Source organism: uncultured Desulfovibrio sp. (genome assembly GCF_902477725.1).
Taxonomy (GTDB): Bacteria; Desulfobacterota; Desulfovibrionia; order Desulfovibrionales; family Desulfovibrionaceae; genus Desulfovibrio.
Genome location: NZ_CABSIF010000003.1, coordinates 223,041 through 245,866, shown reverse-complemented (window position 1 = coordinate 245,866; position 22,826 = coordinate 223,041). Strand labels below are relative to the sequence as shown.

The window sequence follows — 22,826 nt, the reverse complement described above, 5'->3', positions numbered from 1 at the left end:
TTCTGCTCAAGCCAGTTGCAGCACGTTGAGTATGGCTGGCATGTCCAACGCTGCTTCCACAGCATCGGCCAGCCTGTCCAGCTCGGGGCCGAGGCTGTAGGCTGTTTCCGGCGCTGACGGCAAACCCGCCTCATGCCGCAGGCGGCGCAAAAATGCATGGCGAAAGGCGTCCTCGTCAAAAAGGCCGTGCAGATAACTGCCCCACACGCGGGCGCTCCCCTGGGCATCGCACCGCCCCCAGCCCAGGGCGCTCCCCCCGGAGTCGGTCATCACAACCCGCATGACGGCAGACGCGACAGCGCCCGCAGCTGGTTCGCCAGCTATATCCGACAAATCTCCGTGCAAGGAGGAGGTCTCGCCGTGATGGATTTCATAGCCTGCCACGGCCTGACGTTCTGCCCCGGTCACACAGGCATCCGCCCATCCAGCGGCGCGGCACAGGCGCTTGGCTGCCAGCAGCCTTGTGCGGAGGGGCAGCAGGCCAAGCCCCGGCTCGCATCCGCCTTCTTCAATCAGCAGAGGGTCGGCTATTTCAACTCCAAGCATCTGCAATCCCCCGCAAATGCCCACCAGTGCGCCAGTGCCGCGCGCCATGCACTGACGGGCAAATTCCTGAACCAGCCCGGCCAGCCCGGTGCGCCGCAAAAAATGCAGATCACCCACGGTATTGCGGCTGCCCGGCAGAATGACCACATGCGGCGCGCCCCACTGATCGGCATGGCGTACAATACGCAACTGCACCCCCGGTTCGTCCCGCAGGGCGTCAAGATCCGTGGCATTACTCAAATGCGGCAGATCAGGCACCACGATATCCAGCAAGCCGGGGCCACCAGAGGTTTGCCCCATGTGCAGGCCAGGGGTCAGGCCTTCCTTGAAGCTTACGGAGTCCTCTTCGGGCAGGCGCAGGTTTTCCAGCATGGGCACCACCCCCCAAAAGGGCTTGCCCGTGCGTTTCTGGAGCATGGCCAGGGCGGGATCCAGCAGGCTGGCATCACCCCGAAACTTATTGAGAATAAAGCCCCCTATCCGCACCCTTTCGGCGCGGGTGAGCAGGGCCATGGTGCCCGCCAGAGCCGCAAAGGCCCCGCCACGGTCAATATCCGCCACCAGGGCCACATGCGCCCCGGCATAACGGGCCATGCGCATGTTTACAATATCATGCGCCTTGAGGTTGATCTCAGCCGGGCTGCCCGCCCCTTCAAGCACCATCACGTCCATATCTGCGGCCAGGCTGCGGTAGGCACGGCGCACAGCCTTCCAGGCTTCCGGCTTATAGGCGAGATACTCGCCCACGCGCATGTGCCCCACGGCTTCGCCCAGTACAATAACCTGAGAGCCAACGTTGGACGTGGGCTTAAGCAGCACCGGGTTCATGCGCACGTCTGGCGCGAGGCCGCAGGCGGCAGCCTGCAAGACCTGAGCACGGCCCATTTCCTTGCCGTCGCTGGTTACAAAGGAATTGAGCGCCATGTTCTGCGCCTTGAAGGGCGCAACCCGCAGCCCCCTGCGCGCCAACAGACGGCATACAGCCGCCGTAATCAGGCTTTTGCCCGCGTTTGAGCATGTTCCCTGAATCATGAGAGCCGGGGGCAAAGAGCGCCCCGGCCCCGATTGCGCCATGTGAACCGGTCTGGCCGCCATGTGCGGTAATCCTCCCTGCACCTGCGGCAATGCCCGTTCAGTGCTGTGTCTTTTATAATATCTTTCCGGCAATATATGGATTGAGGGAAGCTACCGCAACCGATGCGCCCGGGCTGTCCGCTAAAGTGCAAAGCTGACCTGTTGCGCTGCGCGTTCTTCGCCTTGCACTGCTTGCCAGCTTTTCGTATAAAAGAAATGGTGGTCATACAAATACCCGCCGCAGCCCTGAAGGGGCACGGCGGTTTACGCGGCCGCCATGGCCGCAAATACCTGCGGAGTTTCAATGAAGCGTGTATTTTTATGGATTCTGGGTGGCGCCACGGTTCTGGCAGTGGCGGCGGCTGTTCTGCTCAGCAGGGTAGACGCTGGATTTGTGGTGCGGCAGATAGCCGATGCCACGGCCAAAGCCACTGGGCAGCCTTTAACGTTTGACAGCCCGCCCGGAATTTCCTTTTTCCCCCCCGGTGTCAATTTTGGACAGGCGCACTGGGGCAGCGCCAGCGATGGGCAGGGCGTGGTCATCTCCGTCAAAAGCGGCATGGCCCAACTGGAGCTGAGCCCCCTGCTTACGGGCAATGTTGTCGTGCGTGAAGTACGGCTGAACAGCCCCGTGATTGAAGTCCGCGAAGGCAAGGCCGTTGCCGCTGCCAAGCCGGACGCGGAAAAAACCGCCGTTGAAACCAAGCCCGCCGCTGCGACCCCGCCAGCCCTTCCCATTGAGCTGAAACGCCTTGTACTGCGTCAAGGTGTTGCGACCTACACAAGCGCAAATGGTAAAACACTGCGCATTGATGATGTAAACTTTTCTGTAGAAAATCTGCGCACCGGGCAAGAAGCAGTGGTGCAGTGCGACTTTGCCTTTATTTTTGGCGACAGCGCCGCCGAGCCTGCTGCCCCCGCCGCCAAATCTGGCGCAAACAACATCTCGGGTACGCTGGCATTTTCTTCCCGCCTGCGCTACGCGCCGCCTCAGCTGCTTTTCCGGCAGACTGCGCTGACTGTCACACCGCTCACCGGAGCGCTGCCCAAGGAAGCCGGGCCCTTGCAGTTCACCTGTGAAGGCTCGTTGCGGCTGAGCGATCTGCACCTCCAGTTGAGCAAGGCCTTGCTCAATACGCCCCAGGCCCGGGTGAGCGCATCCGGCGAAGGCGGATTGGCTCCTCTGGCGTTCAACGGCGCGCTTGAGATGGAAGGTTCGCCCCACAAACTTGCCGCGCTGGCAGGCCACAAACTGGCGACTCCCTCTGCCAAGGACGATCTTCGCTTCAGAACAATGGTGCGCTATGCCGCCAATGCCCTGAACCTCAGCCAGATGCTTCTCCAACTTGACGATCTTTCCCTGCGCGGCGGTTTGCGCCTTGACCTGCCCGAAAGCGCCCCCATGCTTGTGACTGCTGACGTGCAGACCGGCATGCTCAATCTTGACCCCTACATGCCCCAGGCAGAATCCGGCAAAAATGCGGCGGAAACCAAGCCTGCTGGGCACGACGGCGCAGCAGCCAGCGGCAAGCGCGCCAAGCCGGATGCGGAAGCGGCACGGCGCATGCCGGGGCTGGACATCCGCGCCAAAGTGGCTGGCATTACCAAGAGCGGATTGCAGGTAAAAGACATTGCGCTGGCCATCAAGGGAGAAAAAGGACGCTATGCCCTGACCTCCTTAACCGCCAGCCTTGGCAGCGGCGGGCTTATCAAGTCCACCGGCAACATGGATATGGCAACTGAAACTTGCACTCTCAAGGCGCAGGCCGCCGATGTGGAGCTTGGCCCGCTGCTGGTTGCCCTTGGAAAGGGACGGCTGGCCGACGGGCAGGCCTCGCTGGATGCGGATGTGACTATGAGGTGCGCGGACGCCAATGATATTCGCCAAAGTCTTGGTGGGCGCGGGCTGCTTGAAATACGCCGCCTGCATGTTCCGGCCATGGCGGAGCTTTCCAAGAACATCCCCTCGCTCACCGGCAAGGGGGGGGCGCTGCCCGACCGCTTTGATCTGGCCCGTGCGCCCTTTACCGCCCGCGATGGCGAAATCAACGCAAGTCCCATCACTGTCACCTCCGCCACTCTCAACGCTGCGGGCAAGGCGCGCATCAGCCTGCCCAAACAGTACATGGACGCGGCTCTGGACATCAAAACCATGGGGCTGACAATTCCTGTGACGGCCAAGGGGCCTTTGAGTGACATTTCGTATGGTGTTGACCCGCGTTTTGCCCTTGATATGGCAAAAAATCTGCCGGGCACATTGCTGAAAACGGGTAAGGAAGCTGGAAGCACCACCAAGGGCGCGGCAAAGGGCGCGGAAGGGCTGGTTCGCGGTATCCTGGGCCGTTAACAGACATGGCTGCGGCCCTGACAAAAATACTTGCCAGGGCCAAACGGCAAGGCAAACAGCTCCGGTTCACGGGTAAGGGTATTTTGTCCGGGGCTTGCCTTTTCGGCGTCATGGGCTAAAGCTATTAGCATCACGGGCGTTAAGCATTAAAGAAGGCCTGAACGCGCTGTAAAGGCGCGATTGGTGAGCGGAGTGGTCAAAATTCCGCCAGCCAGGCAATACACGAGCTTTACGGGGTTTCCTTGCCCGGTAAGGCATAGAGCGAACAGGCGGCAGTATGTACTTACTTATAGGACTGGTCATTGTTGCGGCTTCAGTCGGCACGGGCTACACCATGGCCCACGGCGACTGGGGCGTTCTTTTTCAGCCCGCCGAGTTCATCATTATTTTGGGTTGCGGCCTTGGGGCTTTTTTTGGTTCGCAGACCAAGTACACCTTTGGCCTGGTTGTCAAAAGCCTCAAACATCTGTTTGCCGACCCTGGTTCCAGCAAAAACCACTACCTTGAGACTCTTGCCCTGCTGTATGCACTCTTTTCCAAAATGCACCGCGAGGGCGTGATCAGTATTGAAAGCGACGTTGAAAAACCCGAATCCAGCCCGATTTTCAGCAAATATCCCAATATTTCCAAAGATACCGTACTGGTGAACTTTGTGGGCGACACGCTACGCGTGTACCTGACCACTGGCGACCCCGCAGATATTGATAGCCTCATGGACGTGGATATCGAAACCATGCGCGAAGAAGGTATTTTGCCCGCCCACGCCGTGTCGCACATGGCCGAATCACTGCCGGGCATGGGTATTGTGGCCTGCGTTCTGGGCGTTGTTTTGGCCATGGGTAAGATCAATGAACCGCCGGAAGTTCTTGGCCACTACATCGCGGCAGCACTTGTCGGCACGTTTTTTGGTATTCTTGCCTGCTATGGCCTTTTTGGCCCCATGGGCGCAAAACTTGAAAACTACGTGGCCGAAGAACATTTTTATTTTAATGCCATCAAGGAAGCCGTGGCTGCCGCCATTCGCGGATCAACTCCGCTGATCGCCGTGGAATACGGGCGCAGGGCCATACCCTACCCCTTCCGGCCTTCTTTTGCCGAAATGGAAGAACGGCTCAAGAGCGGCTAAGCCGGGGAAAACGGGCTGGCTGCCCCCTAATCGGGGAGTGCGGGCGCAGATATTTTGCCCTTCTGTAAAAACCTGCTATGGTTTGTACATCAAGGGCGCGGACGGCTGATTTTTATGCCGTCAGCAAAAGCGTAAGGCCCGGCGCAGATTACTACGAAGGAGAAAGCCTATGGGCGGCGGCGCATGGAAAGTGGCGTATGCCGACTTTGTTACGGCCATGATGGCCTTCTTCCTTCTGTTGTGGATCCTCAGCATGGTGCCGCCCGACACCAAGGCGGGTCTAGCCGCGTACTTCAGCGGCGAGCGCAATTTCGACTCCAGCTCCACATCCCCCATATCAAACAATCCGTTCATCCAGAACACGGATAAAATCGATGCGCGCGACCTCAAAATCAACGAGGTTGAAAAGTCGCACTACGCCATCGCGCAAAAAATCAAGCAGATGCTCATGGCAGATGCCGTGCCGCAAAATTCCTCGGGCATCAGCGCGGATGATGTGGGTGTGCAGTTGCGCGTCAATTCGGACGTTATGTTCCGCCCCGGCAGCGTTGACCTGCTGCCCGAAGGCACCAAGGTGCTGGAAGCGGTGCTGAAGCTCATGAACGAATACAACCTGTACCTTGTGGTGCGCGGACACGCGGACTCCACCGAGGCCAGACCGCCATTTGCCTCCGCGTGGGAGCTTTCCGGCGCGCGCGCATCGGCCATGGTGCATTTTCTTGCCGAAAAGGGCATCAAACCCACGCGTATGCGCGCTGTGAGCTACGGCGATACGCGCCCCCTCAAGCCGGGCATTGACGAACAGAGCCGCGCCATGAACCGGCGTGTGGAATTTTTCTTCCATCGGCCAGAGGTCATGTCGTACAGCGTGGTGTACTAGCCCGCCTTTCTGCCAGCAAATTGCAACAAAAACGACCCCTGTGAAAACTCACAAGGGCCGTTTTTCTATTCACTGCCAGGAATGCCTTTGCGGCCTCCCGTTCAGCGCTATATCTTACGCACTTCCGTATACCAGGCGGCTGCTTCTTCAAGCAGCTTGCCCGTGCGGGCGGCCAATGCCTGAGGATCCTTGAGGTAGCCGTCCAGCAGCAGGCTGGCGTCAAACAGGCAGCCAGTCATGTCGGCCAATATTTTGTCGTCCGCGTCTGCCTTGAACATACGCAACATGCTGCGCAGCAGCGGATGATCGCGGTTGACCTCCAGCACCTTCACAGGGATGGAATCATCCTTCTGCATGACCTTGAGCAGCTTTTCCATGGAGGACGACAGGCCGCCATCGGGCGAAACCAGCACTGCGGGGCTGTCTGCCAGACGGTGAGAAACACGCACGTCCGTCACTTTGTCGCCCAGGATTTCCTTCATCTTGCCAAGCAGGGCGTCAAAGCTTGCCGAATCATCGTCAGAAAGCGGCGCTGCGGCTTCGTGTTCCGGCTGCTCCTTGTCGGCAAAGTCTTTCAGGGCATCGTCCGCCGCTGTTTCCACTGACTTGAATTCCCAATCCTTGTACTTGGCAAGGCCGTCCATGACAAATTCGTCCACAGGCTCGTACAGCCACAGCACTTCAATGCCCTTGCGGCGGAAACGCTCCATGTGCGGATTGAGCCGGGCGGCCTCTCGGTTGGGCGCAGCCACATACCAGATGGTCTTTTGCCCTTCGGGAGCGCGGGCCATGTATTCATCAAGGCTGGTGAGCGCCTCCGCATCAGTGAGGGACGAAGAATTGAAGCGCAGCAAGGCGCTGATACGCTCGCGGTTGGCGTAGTCGTGGTAACCCAGCTTGAAAACCTTGCCGTGCAGCTTCCAGAAGCGGCTGTATTTTTCCGCATCGTCCTTGGCCAGCTTTTCAAGATGGCCCAAGGTCTGTTTGACCAGCACCTGATTGATCTTGCGTAGCACCACGTTTTCCTGAAGCGTCTCGCGCGAGATGTTCAGGGGCAGGTCTTCCGTATCGACCACGCCTTTGAGGAAGGCCAGATATTCAGGCACCAGCTCTTTGTTGCGGTGCTGGATGAGCACGCGTCGGGCATAGAGATCAAGCCCCCAGAATTCGCGGTCGGCACCAAAAAAATCCTGCGCCGAATCGGGCGTGAACAGGAGGGCATTAAACTGCACAGGCGCATCCACAGAAAGATGCAGGGTGTCCAGCGGCTCCTTGGCGTCATAGGTCAGGGCTTTGTAAAAGGAATCGTACTGTTCCTTGGTGACCGAAAACTTTGGCTCGCGCCACAGCGCAGGCTGGGTGTTGACCCGCTCTCCGTCCACGAGGACAGGGAAGGGAACAAAGGCCGAATGCTTGCGGATAACCGACTCAACGCGGAACTTTTCTGCAAATTCGGCGGCATCGTCCTTGAGCCATGCCTTGATAACCGTACCGCGCGCTGGTTCATCCCCGGTTGCGGGTTCAACGGTAAAGGTGCCAAGCCCGTCGCTGACCCACACGCTGGCTTCGGCATCATCGCCAAAAGCCGGACGCGAAGTAACTTCCACCTTGCTGGCCACCATAAAGACGGAATAAAAGCCCACGCCAAACCGGCCGATAATATTGGCGGCATCCGCAGGACCTGAGGTCTCGCCCTCCTCCCCGCCTTCAGGCTTTGCCGCGTCGCTGCCGTTGGCTGCATTTTCAGCCGCAACATCGGCCAAAAACTGCTCTGAGCCGGATCTGGCAATAGTGCCAAGGTTTTCAGCCAGTTCATCTGCGGTCATGCCAACGCCTGTATCTGCAATGGTCAAAACCTTGGAGTCCTTGTCCAGGCTGATGCTGATTTCAAGGGGAATATCAGCAAGACGAGGGCTTTCGCCCCTGTTCATGCGATAGCGCAATTTATCCAACGCGTCCGAGGCGTTGGAAACAAGTTCCCTCAAAAAAATTTCGCGATTTGTATAAAGCGAATTGGTGAGGATATGCAGGACTTTGCGCACCTCAGCGCGGAATTGGCGGGAATTCTTACCAGCCTCTGCCATGACAAACCTCCTGAAAAAAGATATAGTTGAAAATAATATCCCCCGCTGAAATTTCAAGGGGGATTTGCCAAATTTTACGGCATTTTTCCGCGTGGCAGGTGGCAACGCTGGAAAAGTCACGCGTCCGGCACCCTGTAAAACAGGCTGGCAGGCACGCACGGACATTCCAATTCAATATTTCATATAAAAGGGGGATAAAACATCAAGCCCGCAGGATTCATAATCATACGGGCAAAATGATATTCGTAACTACTTGCCATTTGATGGGAAAAAAGCTATCTCGCCAGAAGGATATTCAAGGAGGGCCTACATGGACGTTGTAATGCTTTCGCGTTTGCAATTCGCTGTGGCCGTTTTTTTCCATTTCATATTCGTACCGCTTACGCTCGGTCTTTCCGTCATTCTCGCCTGGATGGAAACCCGCTATGTGCGTACCGGTGACGAATTCTGGAAAAAACAAGCCAAATTTTGGGGAAAACTTTTTCTCATCAACTTTACCCTTGGCGTGGTGACGGGCATCACGCTTGAGTTCCAGTTCGGCACCAACTGGTCCCGCTACTCGGAATACGTGGGCGATATTTTCGGCTCCCTGCTGGCTATTGAAGCCACGGTGGCTTTTTTTCTGGAATCCACGTTCCTTGCAGTGTGGCACTTCGGCTGGAACCGCGTTAGCAAAAAAATGCATCTTGCCGCCATTTACATTGTGGCATTTGCGGGCAACCTTTCCGCCCTGTGGATCATTCTTGCCAACGGCTTTATGCAGCACCCGGTGGGCTATACCATCAATGAGACAGTTGGCCGTGCAGAGCTTGCCAACTTCTGGCAGGTGGTGACCAATGGCTACGCCTGGGGCATGTATGCGCATACGGTGCTTGCATCTTGGGCGCTGGGCGGCTTTTTTGTGCTGGGCGTTTCGGCCTGGCATTTGCTGCGCAAGAGCCAGGTGGACTTTTTCAGGGCCTCCTTCAAGATGGCCGCGCCTTTCACCCTGATTCTTGTTTTGCTGCTGGGCCTTTCGGGCGACCAGCAGGGCAAGACTGTGGCCCAGGTGCAGCCTGCCAAGCTGGCCGCGCTGGAATCCCACTGGGAAACCGGGCGCAACGTGCCCTTCTATCTGCTGGCATGGCCTGACGAGGCCAATGAAGGAAACAAGGTTCAGGCCATTGGCATTCCCGGTCTGCTGAGCTGGATCGCCTACGGCGACACCAACGCCGAAGTGAAGGGCCTCAAGGACTTTGCCAAGGAGGACCGCCCCCCGGTCATGCCTACCTTCCTGAGCTTTCGCGGCATGATCGCCATGGCAGGCCTGTTTGTGCTGCTGGCCGTGGGCGCTTTTTTGCAGCGTAAAAAGGACGAACCCTGCCCCCTGCTGCTCAAGGCGCTGGTGTGGAACATCCCCCTGCCCTACGTTGCCATCATGCTGGGTTGGGCAGTGGCCGAAATTGGCCGCCAGCCCTGGATTGTTTATGGTCTCATGCGCACTTCCGACGCGGTTTCGCCAGTTCCAGCCGAGAATGTCGCCATTTCGCTGGGTGCCTTCATAGTGGTGTATTCCCTGCTTGGCCTTCTGGACATTTACTTGCTGCGTAAATACGCCATCAAGGGCCCTGACGCCCAGGAGGTATAGCCATGTTGGAAACCATCTGGTTTGTGCTGTGGGCATTGTTGTGGGCCGTGTACTTTATTCTGGACGGTTTTGATCTGGGCCTTGGCGCGTTGCTGCCCTTTTTGGGCAAAAACGAGTCTGAGCGCCGCATCATGTACAATGCTGCCGGGCCCTTCTGGGACGGCAACGAAGTGTGGCTTATTTCCGCTGGCGGCGTGACCTTTGCGGCTTTCCCCAAGGCCTATGCGGTTATGTTCAGCGCGCTGTACGCTCCGCTGCTTCTGCTGCTGTTCGCCCTTATTTTCCGGGCTGTTTCCTTCGAGTTCCGCAACAAGGTGGAACATGACAGCTGGCGCGCCCTGTGGGACGGTGTGCACTTTCTTGCCAACCTGATCCCCTGCGTGCTTCTGGGCGTGGCTTTCGCCAACCTGTTCATGGGCATTCCCATTGACGCCAAGGGCGTTTACCACGGCAATCTGCTTGCCTTGCTGAGCATTTACGGTCTTGCGGGCGGCGTGTTCTTTTTGTGCATGTTCCTGCTGCACGGCTCCCTGTGGCTGGCCATCAAGAGCACAGGCAGCCTGCAAACCCGAGCTGTGGCATCGGCTACATTCCTGTGGCCTGTCATGCTGTTGCTGCTGGTGGTCTTTCTGGTTCTCACCGCCATGTACACCAAGCTGTATGCAAACTTCTTGGCCATGCCTGTTCTGTTTGTTCTGCCCTTGCTGGCGCTGGCGGGCCTTGTGGGTGCGCGCATCATGCTGGGTGCGGGCAAGCTGTGGCTGGCCTGGGGGTGCAGCGCCGTATTCATTCTTGGCGTTACATTCTTTGGCGTGGCGGGCATGTTCCCCGGCATGATCATATCTTCCATTGATCCTGCCGCCACGGTTACGGCCTTTAACGGCGCTTCCAGCCAGCTGACGCTCAAGATCATGCTGGGGGTGGCCCTGGTTATGGTGCCCATCGTGCTTGCGTACCAGTTCTGGATGTACAGGCTGTTCTCTGCCCCTGTGACCAATGAAGACATCAAGGACGAACACGCCTACTAGCCTTGTCCACAAATGATTAAAAAAGTCCCGTGCTGGTCTACAGCTCGGGACTTTTTGTCGATACCTGTCACAAACACTTTCTTTATAATCAATCCGTTCCCACTACTGAGCGAGATAATCACCGCCCTGCTGAAAGGAATTTTTCAAATCGAAGCAGTGCATTTATTACTGCCCGATGTGACTTATTCCCCCTCTCAGATTTTACTCCTCCGGCGCTATATTCTTTAACAACTGGCTCAATCTTCGCAGCAAGAGCTAACCATGTCATATTTTCCCATTGGCAAACCTTATCAATACGATTTGCATAGTCATAAACTGTGCTCAAATTACCACTAGGAGTTATAACACTATATCCATTGCTAACAAGCCATTGCCTAAATTCATCCTTCATCTTTGCCCCAAATTTATTAGACACCTTTGGAACAAAAAAGCTTCTGGCAATTGGTTAATCGGTGGATTCCACCTCACGCACACAGTAGCCCTGATGCCGTAGCGGCGTGAAGTAGTTGGTGCCCCAGGTCACGGCCAGCACAAAGAGCGCGGCGAAAAGACCAATGGCAGGGCTCCACACCGGGCTTGCGGAAAGGGCCAGCCGCATGAGCAAGGTGCCGATAACAAAGCCCGAATTGCGGAACACCGCGTGAAAGGCGGGCATATAACGCTGTGCAATGAGCACCATGGCGATATCTGCAAAAATCAGCACCGTGTAGAGAGTTTCAAAGAACTTGAGGTCTTCGCCGGTTTTGACAAAATGCATGAAATCGCGGGAGCCTATGAACAAAAAAATGATAAACAGGGCAAGTGCCAGCATTTTTTTGCTCATGACGTAGCGCATGCGCAAATCGGCCGTGGCGATAAAATGCAGATGCTGCCGTGCAATGCGCTTGTACATCCCAAGGCACATATATACGGCCAGAGCCCCTGCCCCGGAAACCGCGATGCTGACAACCGGCAGCAGGTCGTCAACCACGCTGACCGGCTCCGGCAAATGGGCCAGCTCTTTAAAGGCGTTGCGCAGCAAAATGAGGGTAAGTATCTCAAACTGCTTGCCCATGGATTGCGAAAGGGAACTGGGGATCGCCAGAATCAGGCTCATGACCTCAAGCCCCAGAATCAGGGTAAAGGCCAGATGGATGGCGTAAAAATGGCTGTGCGGCGTAATCGCGGCAAGCCACGGGGGCAAGATGCCCATGCGCTTGAGTTCCACCCCAAGCAGGGAGAGCAGATATACCCAGAGGATGCACAGGGCCACGCGGCGCTGGGTAGCGGCACGCTCCCAGGCTGAGTGCAACCAGTCAAAAACATCCGTAATTGGCTGTAATTTTATGATAAACATGCGGATAACTCCATAGATGAATACCCGGAGGCACAGGGCGCCCCGTCTGGCAGAAGAATATCTACAGCTTGCCAAATGTCAAAGACTACTAATCCTGTTATGGCAGACGGGATGGTGTATGGCGGGCTTGGGCCAATGCCCTGCGCACTTGCCATCCATCAATATAGAACGTAGAGAAAAGGCTTCCCCCGCGTTGCAGACCTTCGGCTTGCCCGATGGGTTTGAACAGTGTCGGCGGCCTGCGGCCTGCCGAGAGCGCGAGTTTTTTCCAAACTGCCATGCCGCCCGACCCCGCATCACTACGGGCATCGGTTCGGCATGGTCGGCTATTGGGCGGCTCGCCAATGCGCGGGAAAACAGGGGGTGGATTGAGCATGCCCCGCCTGTCTTAACGGATTTGACCGGCGGCAACGCCGCAAGAGCTTCATCGAGCTTTACGAGGTAGAACGTCATGCCCCACAAGGGTCCGCATATCTCCATTTCTCCCGACTATGTGGTGAACAGGATTCTGCGCATCAACATTGATGACTTTGCAGAATGGCCCGAATCTGTGCGCAACCTGGCCATCGCCATAGCCGAAGAACTTTTTCTGGTGGCCTACAACCCCTTTATCAATGCGGAAACCGTGCGCACCAGCGTGCGCGAAAGCTATGACAAGGAATCAGTCTCTCTGGCGCACTATTACGCCACGGCCATCAGCGAAGGCCTCACCATGTTCTGGTCGGCCCACGAGGCCGAAACCGCCTTCCGCGCCAAACTGGTGGACGCCCTGCACGGCGTTTTGCCCGATGAATGCATTCTGACCAATCCCGCTGCCATGGTGGAATCGGCAACAGACGCCACCGACTTGCGCATGGAACTGCCCTTGTTGGTGGTTGAGCCGGACAATACCGAGCAGGTGGCCGAGCTTGTAAAGCTTGCCAACGACATGAAGTTTGCGCTCATTCCGCGCGGCGGCGGCTCTGGCATGACCGGCGGCGCAGTACCCGCGCGCAAGCGCACGGTTATTGTCAGCCTTACGCGGCTGACGCGCATCGGGCCCGTTGACCTTGAAACCATGACAGTCACCTGTCAGGCAGGGGCCATCACCCAGGCCGTTATCAATGCTGTGGACGCCGAGGGTGCGCTGTTTTCCGTTGATCCGGCCTCCAAGCAGGCCTCGACCATCGGCGGCAACGTTTCTGAAAACGCGGGCGGCCCCAGCGCCTTTGAATATGGCACCACGCTGGACAATCTGCTGTGGTGGCGCATGGTCACGCCCACGGGTGAAATCATCACCGTTGAACGTGAAAACCACCCCCGCCACAAAATTCTGCCTGACGAAACCGCCGTCTTTGTGGTCAAGGACGTGAGCGGCGGCGTACGTAACGTGGTGCACCTGCGCGGCGACGAAATCCGTCTGCCGGGCCTTGGCAAGGACGTGACCAACAAGGTTTTGGGCGGCCTGCCGGGCATGCAGAAAGAGGGCGTGGACGGCATCATTACCGAAGCCTGCTTTATCGTTCACCCCAAGCCCAAGTATAGCCGCGTCATGGTGCTTGAATTCTTTGGCCGCTCCATGCACCCCGCTGCCATCGTGGTGCGCGAGCTGGTGGCCCTGCGCAACCGTATCCGGCAGGAAGGCGACTACGCCCACCTGTCGGCCATGGAAGAATTCAACGCCAAGTACGTGCAGGCCATCGAATACAAGCGCAAGTCCGAAAAATACGAGGGCTCGCCCATTTCGGTTATCATCCTCCAGGTGGATGGCGACGATCCTTACCTGCTCGACAAATGCGTGGGCGACATCGTGGGCGTTGTGGAACAGCAGGACAACGTGGATATCATCGTTGCTGCCGACGACAAGGAAGGCGAACGCTTCTGGGAAGACCGCCACAGGCTCTCGGCCATCGCCAAGCGCACCTCCGGCTTTAAAATGAACGAGGACGTGGTCATCCCCATGGACCGCATCCCCGACTTTGCGCTGTTCCTTGAGCAGATCAATCTGGAGTGCACGGCGGCCTCCTACCGGTACGCCTTGCAGGAAGTGGGGCGTCTGCCGGGCTTCCCCATGGAAGACAAGGACTTTAACCGCGAGTTTTCGCAGGCCTCCAAGGCTGCCTCGGGCGATGTTGCCGCCACCGAAATTTCGGATATGGAACTGGCCGCCCGCGCCGAAGACTTTCTTGCCAAGCTCAAGGAAAAATACCCCCATCTTGCCAAAAAGATCGACAAGATCAGGGAGTACATGGACGCCAGCCGCATTGTGGTTGCCAGCCATATGCACGCGGGCGACGGCAACTGCCATGTGAACATCCCTGTGAACTCCAACGATGCCCACATGCTTGAAGAAGCGGAAGAAACCGCAGCCCGCATCATGGCTGAATGCCAGGAAATGGGCGGCGAGGTTTCGGGCGAGCACGGCATCGGCATCACCAAGATCGCCTTTTTCGGCAAAGACAAGATGGACGCCCTGCGCGCCTTCAAGGAGCGCGTGGATCCACGCGATGTGATGAACCCGGCCAAGCTGGTTTTCCGCGAACTGCCGGTGCGCCCCTTTACCTTCTCGTTCAACCGCCTGATCCGCGATATTCGCGAAAGCGGCTTGCCCGACAAGGAAAAGCTCATCAGCCTGCTCACCTCCATTCAGGTCTGCACACGCTGCGGCAAGTGCAAGCAGGTCTGCTCCATGTGCTATCCCGAGCGCTCCATGCAGTACCACCCCCGCAACAAGAACATGGTGCTGGGCATGCTGCTGGAGGCCGTGTACTACAGTCAGGTCAACAAGGGCCGCATCGAGGAAAGCCTGCACAAGGCCCTGCGCGATATTGTGGAGCACTGCACCGCCTGTGGCCGCTGCATGGCCAACTGCCCGGTCAAGATTCCCTCGGGCGAGGTGGCCCTTACCCTGCGCGCCCTGCTGGAACACGAAGGCGCTGGCGGGCACCCCATCAAGGGGCATGCCCTTGAGTGGCTCTCGCGCGACATCCAGCACCGTGCGCCCAAGGCGGCCAAAATGGCTTCGCTCGGGCAAAAGATGCAGAACAAGTTTCTCGGTTTCGTGCCAGAAATGTGGAAACGCCGCCTGAAGAGCCCGCTCTTTTCCGGTCGCGGCCCCAAGATGGGCTACACAAATCTGTATGAAACCCTCAAGCTGCACAGGGGTTCCATTTTTGCGCCTGCCGAGCCAACGCCGGGCATGCCCTGCGTCTTGTACTTCCCCGGTTGCGGCGGCGCGCTGTTCTATGACCGCATCGGCGTTTCGTCCGTCATGCTGCTGCTCAAGGCCGGCTTTGCCGTAGCCGTGCCACCCCGGCACATGTGCTGCGGCTTCCCCTTGCTGGCTGCGGGCATGGATACGGCCTTTGAAGACAACATGGCCCAGAACCGGCAGTATCTGGCCTCCATGCTGCGCAATCTTGCCAAGCTGGGCTTTGACTGCAAGCATATGGTAACAGCCTGCGGCTCGTGCCGTGACGGCCTTGAACGCCTGCACATGGAAACGCAGTTCCCGCAGTTGACCCTGCGCGATGTGGGCCAGCTTACCCTGCCCCTGCTGGACAAGGACATGCTCAAGGCTCCCCTGCCGGAAGGCTCAAATGTGGTCTACCATGGCGCATGCCACTGCGAATGGGCCGATGTGCACAAGATCAAGGGACAAAAGCAGATTATCAAGGCGCTGGGCGACTTCAGCGGTGCCAAGATTACGCTCAACCCCGGCTGCTGCGGCGAATCGGGCATGGGCGCCATGACCTCGCCCGACATCTACAACCTGCTGCGTTCGCGCAAGCAGATGCGCCTTGGCGAAGCCTTTGAACAGGGCAATGACGGCCCCGTGATTGTGGGCTGTCCCTCTTGCAAGATCGGTATTGGCCGCTGCCTCATCAACATGCGCGACAAACGCCCTGTCATGCACGTGGTTGAATGGCTGGCCGGTCAGGTGGATGGTGAGGACCGCCGCCAGACTTTCCGCAAGAAGGTCAACGAAATGCGCGGCGAAGTGCGCGTTATTGACCTGAAATAACAGCCTTATCATCAGGCGGCCTGCCCATTCAGGCTCGGCCTCCTGTTTCTGCAAGGCCAGCACACATTCTCAAAATACAGCGCGGGGGGTTCCGGTAACGGGGCCTCCCGCGCAAACACAAGGTCTGTCAGCACATGGCGCACCCTGCCGATTCCTGCCCCGCACACTGCGGTAAATCCCCGGCCCCTGAATTTAAGGCGGATACTTTTACCTTGCCTGCTCCCGGTTGGGGATGGTGGGGGGCAGTTGTGGCTCTGCTGTTGCCCTTTGCCTATGCCTTTGGCTTTCTGTTTCCGCGCGGGGACGACTTTGATGAAGTCACCCGAGCCATGTTCCCCTTTGACCTGCCCGGCGGGCTGTATGAAATTGCCCGCGAATGGCTGACCTGGAGCGGACGCTACACCTATCACTTCCTAGCGGTTTTTCTGGGCAAGGCCGGGGAAATCCGCCCCCTCTACGGGCTTGTATGCGCGGGCGTGGCGGCGCTGTTCGGCCTTGGCCTGTTCGGCCTTGCACGTGTGCTAAACATACGGCGTGGCTCTGCTGCTTTTTGTGGATTGCTGGGCGTGCTTGTGGTGCTCGCTGGTCATCAGAGCCTGCCCAACTTCTACCTGCTGACAGATGCGCTCACCATGGGCCTTTTGCAGGCCATGACCCTTGTCTTTCTGTGGATGCTCTGTCGCCTGTGGGCCGCTCCGACAACCGAGGCCCGCAAGGCGCGGCGTCAGGCCATCATTGTGGGTGTACTGACCGTGGGTGTGTTTGAGCATTCAGCGCTGGCGGCTTTGGCGGCATGCACGGTTGCTGTTCTGCTGGCCCTTGTGGATCACTTTGCAAGCAGGGAGACGGAACCCGATGCCACGCAAAGCGCCCGCACCCGTCTGCGCCATTTAAGCGTTCTGTGGATATGGGTTTTCGGAGCTTTGCTGTTTTCCTTTCTTGCTCCGGGCAATCAGGTACGCAGGGCGGCCCGCCATATCGGCACAGACATACAACTGCGCCAGCTTGCCGCAGCTTTTGACGAATGGCGGCAGGTAGCCTTTTGGTTTTTTGACGGGCTGTGGCCGTGGGCTGTTCTGCTGCTGGTGCTTGTGCTGCGCGGCATGCGCGGGCAATGCCCGGCCTTTGCCAGGGGAACTGCGCGTTCCGGCCTGCTGATGGCAGTTTTGGCTATAGCCGCGTATCTGGGGCTTTCAGCCCTGCTCACCGTGGTGCATGCCCTCAGTGATGTGACCATCAGCTCCACTGGCAAGCTGCCCGCAGGTCTGACTATTTATTCAGCCTATGCCTGCGGCTTTGCCCTCTGGGGCTTGCTGAACGCGTTCCCTTCTGTGGAACGCGCCTTGGCGCGGTTGCCCCAACGGGCGCTCATGGCTGCGCTGCTTATTCCCCTGCTGGTTCTGCTTGCCAGCAGTTCCAACTGGCGCAACACCATGACCAATGCTGCCAACGGCAGCATGCTCCACCTTGGGCTGCAATTGCAGGAGCGCTATGACACGTTGCAGGTCATGGGCGATGCCGCCCAGCCAAAGGATGCGCCGCCGCGCTTCGGCCTGCTTGGCGAAATCTACCGTCCCGGCGCGCGCAAGCGAACCATAGACAAGAATTTGCCCCTGCCTGTGGTGCAGCGCAGTATTCCGGCGACGGTCTTTCCCGTTCAGATGGATGAGGCATTGCCCGCGCAACCAGAAACATGGCCCAACCTCTGGGCGGCCTGGATGCTGGGCCTTGGCGGTGTATACAGCGCACCGCCCGTGGCCACCGCAGCCGTGGCGGCGCTGGAGGCACCTGCGGACATGGCCGCGCAAAAGCCTGTAACGCTCGGCTTGTCGCAGGCCTTGCATGATGCGGGAATTGACGCTGCATGGCTGGTGCGCGCCAATGGCGCGCCGTCAAACGTGCAACCGTCTGCGGCCACCACCTCGTTCAGCGATCTGTGGCTGGTGCTTCACGGACAGGATATTTCAAAGATTGAGCGCATTGCGGTTTTGCGGCTCAACAAAACGGACTGGCGCAGGCTTATGCCCGTATTTCTGCAACGGCTTGCTGCATCACATCTTCTGGAGCGGCAGAGGCTTGCAGACAGCACCGCCGGAGGCTCCGCTTATCAGCAAATACTGACCACACTGGCAGGCGAACAAATCCACTTCATGGCTGAAGGCTGGAAGGTCGGTGAGTATCTGGCCGTACCGGTGAGTCCGGCTGTCAATGTGCCGCTGGGCCTTTTTGTGAGCCTGAACAACGGCCCGATGCTCCGGCTTGATTTGTCAAAACCCTGACCCTCCGGGCATTGCAAGAGCTGGGCAGCGCTGAAGTATATCAGGGATAATCCGGCACTCCGGCTTTATCAGACTTGCTTGTCCGTACTTACTTGGCTGCGGAATGACCTGGCGGCGTGGTCAGGCGTAGCTTGCCCAGGGCACGGCCTGCAATACCGTGGTGACACCGCGAAAGAAAGCCTGTGCTTCCTCCGCTGTAATGTGTTCCGGCAGGGTGTACCGCTCCCTGTACCAGGGCAATGTGAGCCGCAAGGCTGCCTGCATGGCATCCTGGCGCGGGTGCAGCACATCAGCAGGGCGGGTCTGGGTGGCATCCTCGCCCGCTTTACACGGCTGGCCGAAAACTACATAGCGCCTACACGCAATCGGACGTACAGGATAAGCGCCGCAGCACCCCTCCAGCAGGAACGGGCAGGCACCCCCAAGAGTTGTCCGTTCTCTGTGGAACAGCGCAAAGGCTGCTTTGAGAGCATCCCGCCTGGAGGGTGGAAGCTCCAGCTCCGCAAAAAGGCGCAAGGCCAGAATTTCCAGTGGGGTTGCAGGGATGGGCTGGATACAGCAATAGCAGCACCCCGGCCCGCAGGCTGGCGGCTCCTTCTGGAGCGCGATGGATTCCGCTACGCCGCAATCCACCAGGGCATACGCGTCCAGCAGCAGACTCATGCCCGGCATGCGCTCAAACCTGCGGTTGTTGTACCTGAAGCGTTGTGCGTCTTTTTCCTGACTGGCAGCCATTTCTATTTCCTTGCCAACGCGCAGCCCCGCAGAAAACCACTGCAGAAGCAGCGGCCTGTCCACGGGGCTGGCAGATCGGGGGCTACTTCAGCCGTAACGTCCAATCGGTCATGGCCTGCATGAGGGCCGTTGCCTGACTCGCAAGGGCTTCATCCTGCACATCGCCGTTATCGGCAAAGGCAGGCGTGAAAGCGTTGGAAAAAAGCTCAGGCTTGTTCAGTACGTGCAGGTTCAGATACACGCACACCTGACGAAGATGGTACTGCGCCCGCGATGTGCCCATGCCGCCGCCAGCACCCACGATGCAGGCGGTTTTGCCTGTAAGGGGCGCGAGGTCGGGTTCGCGTGAAAGCCAGTCCAGCGCGTTTTTCAGCGCGGGAGCAAGAGAATAGTTGTATTCGGGGCAGGCCAGGACCAGCCCGTCCGCTGCGCTCACCTGATCAATGAGGCGCTGCACCACAGCGGGTTTTTCAATATCCGCGTTGTAGAACGGCAGAGCGGAAATATCTGCAATTTCAAGGCTTACACCCTGAGGAAGATGCGCTGCGCAGCACCGCAAAAGCCCGGTATTGCGCGAAGCCTTGCGCAGACTGCCCGATATGCCGACAAAAGTAAGGTTGCCCATAACTACTCCTTAAGGGTTGCATAGACATGAGTAGTTTACTGTGTTTTTAGGCAAAAGCCCATATGCCAGAGCCGCTGAAATCCCGTAGGGAGGGTTGTTTGTCAGGCTTTTGCCTTGTCCCTGGTTCTGCTCTCAAATTTATCTTTGTTCACAACCACGCGCTCGTGCGTCCCCTCGCCGATCAGCCCTGTCTCGTCATAGGCAGCCACCTTGAAACTCAGGCCTTTGCCGTTGGGGGAAACTGCGGTTACTTCCGCAGTAAAACGCACTTTCATACCCTGCGGCGTCGCTGCCACATGGCTGACGCTGATGCCGGTTCCTACGGTTGTCTGCCCTTCTTCCAGGCTTGGCTGCACCACATCCACAGCGGTGCCTTCCATCCAGGCCACCATCATGGCCGTGGAAAACACGCTGACCTTGCCGCTGCCCACCGTGCTTGCCAGCATGGCCTCGGTAACTGTGGTTTCTGCCATGCCGTTCATGCCGGGCGTAATAGTATTGCTCATGTCTGCCTCGCTGGCTTATTGGATTGGTGGCACGCAGAAGAACATGCCGAGCGCCACTCTGATACTTGCGTATTGTTTGCCAGAGTAAAGGACTTGCCCAGCTCTTTCAACGATTGTCTGCCTTGAGAGGCAGCATGCAGCGAATGGCGCGCCAGCGGGTTGCAAAAAGTTGAAGGCTGCAGAAAATGAAAAAGCCCTCGCAAAGAGGGCCGTTTCATGTGGAGGTTGCTGCCGCCAACGCATACGCGGTGACTGCGGCTATATGGAAAAATCAGGCATTGGCTGCCTTGAGCATCTCTTCAACCATGGAGAGCGAAGGGGTCGCGCCAGAATCAAGGCCGCACAGGCCACGCACTGCCAGCATGAGCATGTCAAACTGGAGGGCCATTTCGGTCACGCCGTTGTGGATCACGCACACATCGCCGCGCATGAACAGCTTGTAGGCGTGACGGCTGCGCTCCTGACCGCTGGAACGAACAATGTAATAGATCTGTTCATTGCTTTCGGTCACATACAGCTTTTGGCGAGTAAGTGTGCCAAGCGATTCGTCATACCAGGAACATTCCGAAAAAAGACGACCGCAAAAAGCAAAGTCGCAGCCGTTGTCCTGTTTCAGGCAAATGTCTTCCATGGTTTTCTGCACGTCCATTCATTCCCTCCGCAGGCTCAGACCATCAAACAATGGCCACAAAATCCCCAGTTAACGTTGGGGAAAACTAGCACCGCACCAGAAGCGTTGTCAATAAAGCGCAGCAAGCGAACAACAAAATCGCATGCACAAAGTGCGATTAAAATTTATAACACATCAATATATATACTTAAAAAAGATATGTTTTCTTTTGCGGTTTACCCTAAAGAAAATGGAACGCCGTACCTGCCACGAATAAAACAGAAGGGGGAAGGCAAGGGTACTCACAGGCAGTTTTTTCTGTCCTGAGCGCTCATTGTTCTCAATACGCATTGCGGTTGCGGGCTCCCTGCCGGGGCTGCCCGCCTGTGCTCAGCGTGTGCGACGCTGCCGAATAAAGCGCGCATAGGCACGCGCCACCGGCGATGCAGGATCCATTGCCTCCAGATACACGCCATCAGCGCACCGAGGCTCTGGTGCTCGTAACCGGGGCGCTGGCTTATCCTCATTTGCCGTTTTCCGCGTTGCGGCTTTGTCCAGACCGGCCTTGCCCATAAGCAGGCTGACCTTTATGGCGCTGAAAAAAGGCTGTTCCATAAAGGCATTGACCCTCTCCAGCATTTCGCCCGCCATAAGGTGCAGCTCCTGCGCCAGCATGGCATCCTCTGCCCCGATAAGCAGAACATCCCTATGATGTCCCATGGGCCGCGCCAAAGGCGCAAGATCAGGCCCCATGACCATGCCCCAGTTGAGCCAGAGCTGTTGCAACCGCGCCCGCGTTTCCCCCTGACCGGGGGCCGCGCCAAGCCCCGCCATCACTGAGGCCATGACCTCCATGGCGTGCATGGGCTGAGAGCCTTTCTGTCGTTTACGGAATACGGCCATTATCGTTCCTTAAAAACAGGCAGCGCCCCGGATCCTGGCGGGAATTCGGGTGCTGTTGGGCGCGGGCTTTTGTCTATGCTTTTTTTGAACATATTGACTATATGCTGATATATTGATACTTACATCAATCAAATTTGATTTATTGAAACTGGACAGATAATGGCACTTTTATTTTTCAAAGCTCTGTCGGATGAAACTCGCCTGCGGCTGGTTCATATTCTGCTGCATTACGAACTCTCGGTCAACGAGCTGGTCAGTATCCTTGATATGGGGCAATCGCGTGTTTCGCGGCACCTCAAGATTCTTACCGAGGCAGGGCTGCTCACTTCGCGCCGTGATGGCCTGTGGGTTTTTTATGCCACGCCTCGCGCGGGCGAATATCTTGATTTTTTGCGCGCCATCACGCCCTTTGTCCACCCGGACGCCGCCATGCGGGCAGACCTCAATATGGCCGCGCAAATTCTTGAAGAACGCGCGCTTAAAACCCGCCAGTTTTTTAACGCCATTGCGGAAGACTGGGACGAGTTGAACCGCGAGGTTCTCGGTAGTTTTGATCTGGCCGGGGCAGTTTTTGATGCCATGCCTGACGACTGCGGCACAGCAGTGGACCTTGGCTGCGGCACTGGCACTGTGCTCGCACGCATGCTGCCCAAGGCGCAAGGGGTCATTGGGGTGGACGGCTCCGCCCGCATGCTTGAAATCTGCCGCCGCCGCTTTACTCCAGAGGATCTGGCCGAAGGCCGCGTTTCACTGCGCATTGGCGAACTGAGCCACCTGCCGCTGCGCGACCACGAGGCGGACTTTGCCTGCATCAACCTTGTGCTGCACCATCTTTCAGACCCGGCTGAAGGCCTGCGCGAGATCCGGCGCATCATGGCTGTGGGCGGCAGGTTCTTTGTGGCCGATTTTCAACGCCATGCCGATGAAACCATGCGCTCCCGCTACGGCGACCGCTGGCTTGGCTTTGACGAACAGCAGCTTGGCCTTGATCTGGCTGCGGCAGGCTTTGCGGTTTTGCACTGCAAGCACATGCAGGTGAACAGAAACATGACCATGCTTCTGCTCAGCGCCGAAGCCCGCTGACAGCCTAGCCCAGCGGCTCATATTTCCCAAGATT

Annotated in this window: 17 protein-coding genes; 8 read left to right on the top strand and 9 right to left on the bottom strand. The window is 57.8% G+C overall.

Annotated features, from left to right (window positions below; genetic code table 11):
• Positions 1-6 precede the first annotated feature (6 nt).
• Positions 7-1,641, bottom strand: coding sequence for a cobyric acid synthase (locus tag RDK48_RS03885; RefSeq protein WP_298997630.1), 1,635 nt, complete (start codon positions 1,639-1,641; stop codon positions 7-9).
• A 283-nt stretch (positions 1,642-1,924) separates the two neighbouring features.
• Between RDK48_RS03885 and RDK48_RS03880 the strand changes: the two genes are divergently transcribed.
• From RDK48_RS03880 to RDK48_RS03870, 3 genes are all read left to right on the top strand, one after another.
• Positions 1,925-3,967: an AsmA family protein gene (locus tag RDK48_RS03880; protein WP_298997632.1), complete on the top strand. Its 2,043-nt coding sequence runs from the start codon at positions 1,925-1,927 to the stop codon at positions 3,965-3,967.
• A gap of 277 nt (positions 3,968-4,244) precedes the next feature.
• Positions 4,245-5,093: a flagellar motor stator protein MotA gene (gene motA, locus RDK48_RS03875; RefSeq protein ID WP_192113086.1), complete on the top strand. Its 849-nt coding sequence runs from the start codon at positions 4,245-4,247 to the stop codon at positions 5,091-5,093.
• A gap of 169 nt (positions 5,094-5,262) precedes the next feature.
• Complete coding sequence (locus tag RDK48_RS03870; RefSeq protein ID WP_298997635.1) at positions 5,263-5,973, top strand: flagellar motor protein MotB; 711 nt, start codon at positions 5,263-5,265, stop codon at positions 5,971-5,973.
• Between the two features lie 107 nt (positions 5,974-6,080).
• Here RDK48_RS03870 and htpG read toward each other — a convergent pair whose 3' ends face one another.
• Positions 6,081-8,057, bottom strand: coding sequence for a molecular chaperone HtpG (gene htpG / locus RDK48_RS03865; protein WP_298997637.1), 1,977 nt, complete (start codon positions 8,055-8,057; stop codon positions 6,081-6,083).
• Between the two features lie 310 nt (positions 8,058-8,367).
• On the opposite strand from htpG, the gene RDK48_RS03860 reads away from it, so the two are divergent.
• Positions 8,368-9,684, top strand: a complete 1,317-nt coding sequence (locus RDK48_RS03860) for a cytochrome ubiquinol oxidase subunit I (RefSeq protein ID WP_298997640.1) — start codon at positions 8,368-8,370, stop codon at positions 9,682-9,684.
• Between the two features lie 2 nt (positions 9,685-9,686).
• Positions 9,687-10,712, top strand: a complete 1,026-nt coding sequence (cydB, locus tag RDK48_RS03855) for a cytochrome d ubiquinol oxidase subunit II (protein WP_298997643.1) — start codon at positions 9,687-9,689, stop codon at positions 10,710-10,712.
• Between the two features lie 118 nt (positions 10,713-10,830).
• On the opposite strand, the gene RDK48_RS03850 is transcribed toward cydB, so the two are convergent.
• On the bottom strand, positions 10,831-11,103 hold the full coding sequence (locus tag RDK48_RS03850) for a hypothetical protein (RefSeq protein ID WP_298997646.1): 273 nt from the start codon (positions 11,101-11,103) through the stop codon (positions 10,831-10,833).
• A 54-nt stretch (positions 11,104-11,157) separates the two neighbouring features.
• Positions 11,158-12,048: a hypothetical protein gene (locus RDK48_RS03845; protein WP_298997648.1), complete on the bottom strand. Its 891-nt coding sequence runs from the start codon at positions 12,046-12,048 to the stop codon at positions 11,158-11,160.
• A 451-nt stretch (positions 12,049-12,499) separates the two neighbouring features.
• On the opposite strand from RDK48_RS03845, the gene RDK48_RS03840 reads away from it, so the two are divergent.
• Together RDK48_RS03840 and RDK48_RS03835 are read left to right on the top strand one after the other, a co-directional pair.
• On the top strand, positions 12,500-16,051 hold the full coding sequence (locus RDK48_RS03840; protein WP_298997650.1) for an FAD-binding and (Fe-S)-binding domain-containing protein: 3,552 nt from the start codon (positions 12,500-12,502) through the stop codon (positions 16,049-16,051).
• A 248-nt stretch (positions 16,052-16,299) separates the two neighbouring features.
• Complete coding sequence (locus tag RDK48_RS03835; RefSeq protein ID WP_298997653.1) at positions 16,300-18,330, top strand: hypothetical protein; 2,031 nt, start codon at positions 16,300-16,302, stop codon at positions 18,328-18,330.
• A gap of 120 nt (positions 18,331-18,450) precedes the next feature.
• Here the strand turns inward: RDK48_RS03835 and RDK48_RS03830 are convergent, their stop codons facing one another.
• The 5 genes from RDK48_RS03830 to RDK48_RS03810 all read right to left on the bottom strand — a co-directional run bounded on the left by RDK48_RS03830 (position 18,451) and on the right by RDK48_RS03810 (position 21,709).
• Positions 18,451-19,065 carry a YkgJ family cysteine cluster protein gene (locus RDK48_RS03830; protein WP_298997656.1) on the bottom strand — a complete coding sequence of 205 codons (615 nt, stop codon included), beginning with the start codon at positions 19,063-19,065 and terminating at the stop codon, positions 18,451-18,453.
• A gap of 82 nt (positions 19,066-19,147) precedes the next feature.
• Positions 19,148-19,690 (bottom strand): NADPH-dependent FMN reductase, encoded by a 543-nt coding sequence (locus RDK48_RS03825; protein ID WP_298997658.1) that lies wholly within the window; start codon positions 19,688-19,690, stop codon positions 19,148-19,150.
• Between the two features lie 101 nt (positions 19,691-19,791).
• Positions 19,792-20,196, bottom strand: coding sequence for a thioesterase family protein (locus RDK48_RS03820; protein WP_298997661.1), 405 nt, complete (start codon positions 20,194-20,196; stop codon positions 19,792-19,794).
• 271 nt (positions 20,197-20,467) lie between these two features.
• Complete coding sequence (locus tag RDK48_RS03815; protein WP_022658986.1) at positions 20,468-20,845, bottom strand: hypothetical protein; 378 nt, start codon at positions 20,843-20,845, stop codon at positions 20,468-20,470.
• Between the two features lie 351 nt (positions 20,846-21,196).
• Positions 21,197-21,709 carry a DUF721 domain-containing protein gene (locus RDK48_RS03810; RefSeq protein WP_298997663.1) on the bottom strand — a complete coding sequence of 171 codons (513 nt, stop codon included), beginning with the start codon at positions 21,707-21,709 and terminating at the stop codon, positions 21,197-21,199.
• 159 nt (positions 21,710-21,868) lie between these two features.
• Here RDK48_RS03810 and RDK48_RS03805 point away from each other — a divergent pair, with 159 nt between their 5' ends.
• The gene (locus RDK48_RS03805) at positions 21,869-22,792 is read left to right on the top strand and encodes a metalloregulator ArsR/SmtB family transcription factor (protein ID WP_298997665.1); all 924 of its coding nucleotides are present in this window, start codon (positions 21,869-21,871) and stop codon (positions 22,790-22,792) included.
• Positions 22,793-22,826 lie beyond the last annotated feature (34 nt).

Coding starts and splice junctions, on each gene's coding strand:
- RDK48_RS03885 (WP_298997630.1), bottom strand. CDS start 1,641: ATGGCGGCCAGACCGGTTCACATGGCGCAATCGGGGCCGGGGCGCTCT.
- RDK48_RS03880 (WP_298997632.1), top strand. CDS start 1,925: ATGAAGCGTGTATTTTTATGGATTCTGGGTGGCGCCACGGTTCTGGCA.
- motA (WP_192113086.1), top strand. CDS start 4,245: ATGTACTTACTTATAGGACTGGTCATTGTTGCGGCTTCAGTCGGCACG.
- RDK48_RS03870 (WP_298997635.1), top strand. CDS start 5,263: ATGGGCGGCGGCGCATGGAAAGTGGCGTATGCCGACTTTGTTACGGCC.
- htpG (WP_298997637.1), bottom strand. CDS start 8,057: ATGGCAGAGGCTGGTAAGAATTCCCGCCAATTCCGCGCTGAGGTGCGC.
- RDK48_RS03860 (WP_298997640.1), top strand. CDS start 8,368: ATGGACGTTGTAATGCTTTCGCGTTTGCAATTCGCTGTGGCCGTTTTT.
- cydB (WP_298997643.1), top strand. CDS start 9,687: ATGTTGGAAACCATCTGGTTTGTGCTGTGGGCATTGTTGTGGGCCGTG.
- RDK48_RS03850 (WP_298997646.1), bottom strand. CDS start 11,103: ATGAAGGATGAATTTAGGCAATGGCTTGTTAGCAATGGATATAGTGTT.
- RDK48_RS03845 (WP_298997648.1), bottom strand. CDS start 12,048: ATGTTTATCATAAAATTACAGCCAATTACGGATGTTTTTGACTGGTTG.
- RDK48_RS03840 (WP_298997650.1), top strand. CDS start 12,500: ATGCCCCACAAGGGTCCGCATATCTCCATTTCTCCCGACTATGTGGTG.
- RDK48_RS03830 (WP_298997656.1), bottom strand. CDS start 19,065: ATGGCTGCCAGTCAGGAAAAAGACGCACAACGCTTCAGGTACAACAAC.
- RDK48_RS03825 (WP_298997658.1), bottom strand. CDS start 19,690: ATGGGCAACCTTACTTTTGTCGGCATATCGGGCAGTCTGCGCAAGGCT.
- RDK48_RS03820 (WP_298997661.1), bottom strand. CDS start 20,196: ATGAGCAATACTATTACGCCCGGCATGAACGGCATGGCAGAAACCACA.
- RDK48_RS03815 (WP_022658986.1), bottom strand. CDS start 20,845: ATGGACGTGCAGAAAACCATGGAAGACATTTGCCTGAAACAGGACAAC.
- RDK48_RS03810 (WP_298997663.1), bottom strand. CDS start 21,709: ATGGCCGTATTCCGTAAACGACAGAAAGGCTCTCAGCCCATGCACGCC.
- RDK48_RS03805 (WP_298997665.1), top strand. CDS start 21,869: ATGGCACTTTTATTTTTCAAAGCTCTGTCGGATGAAACTCGCCTGCGG.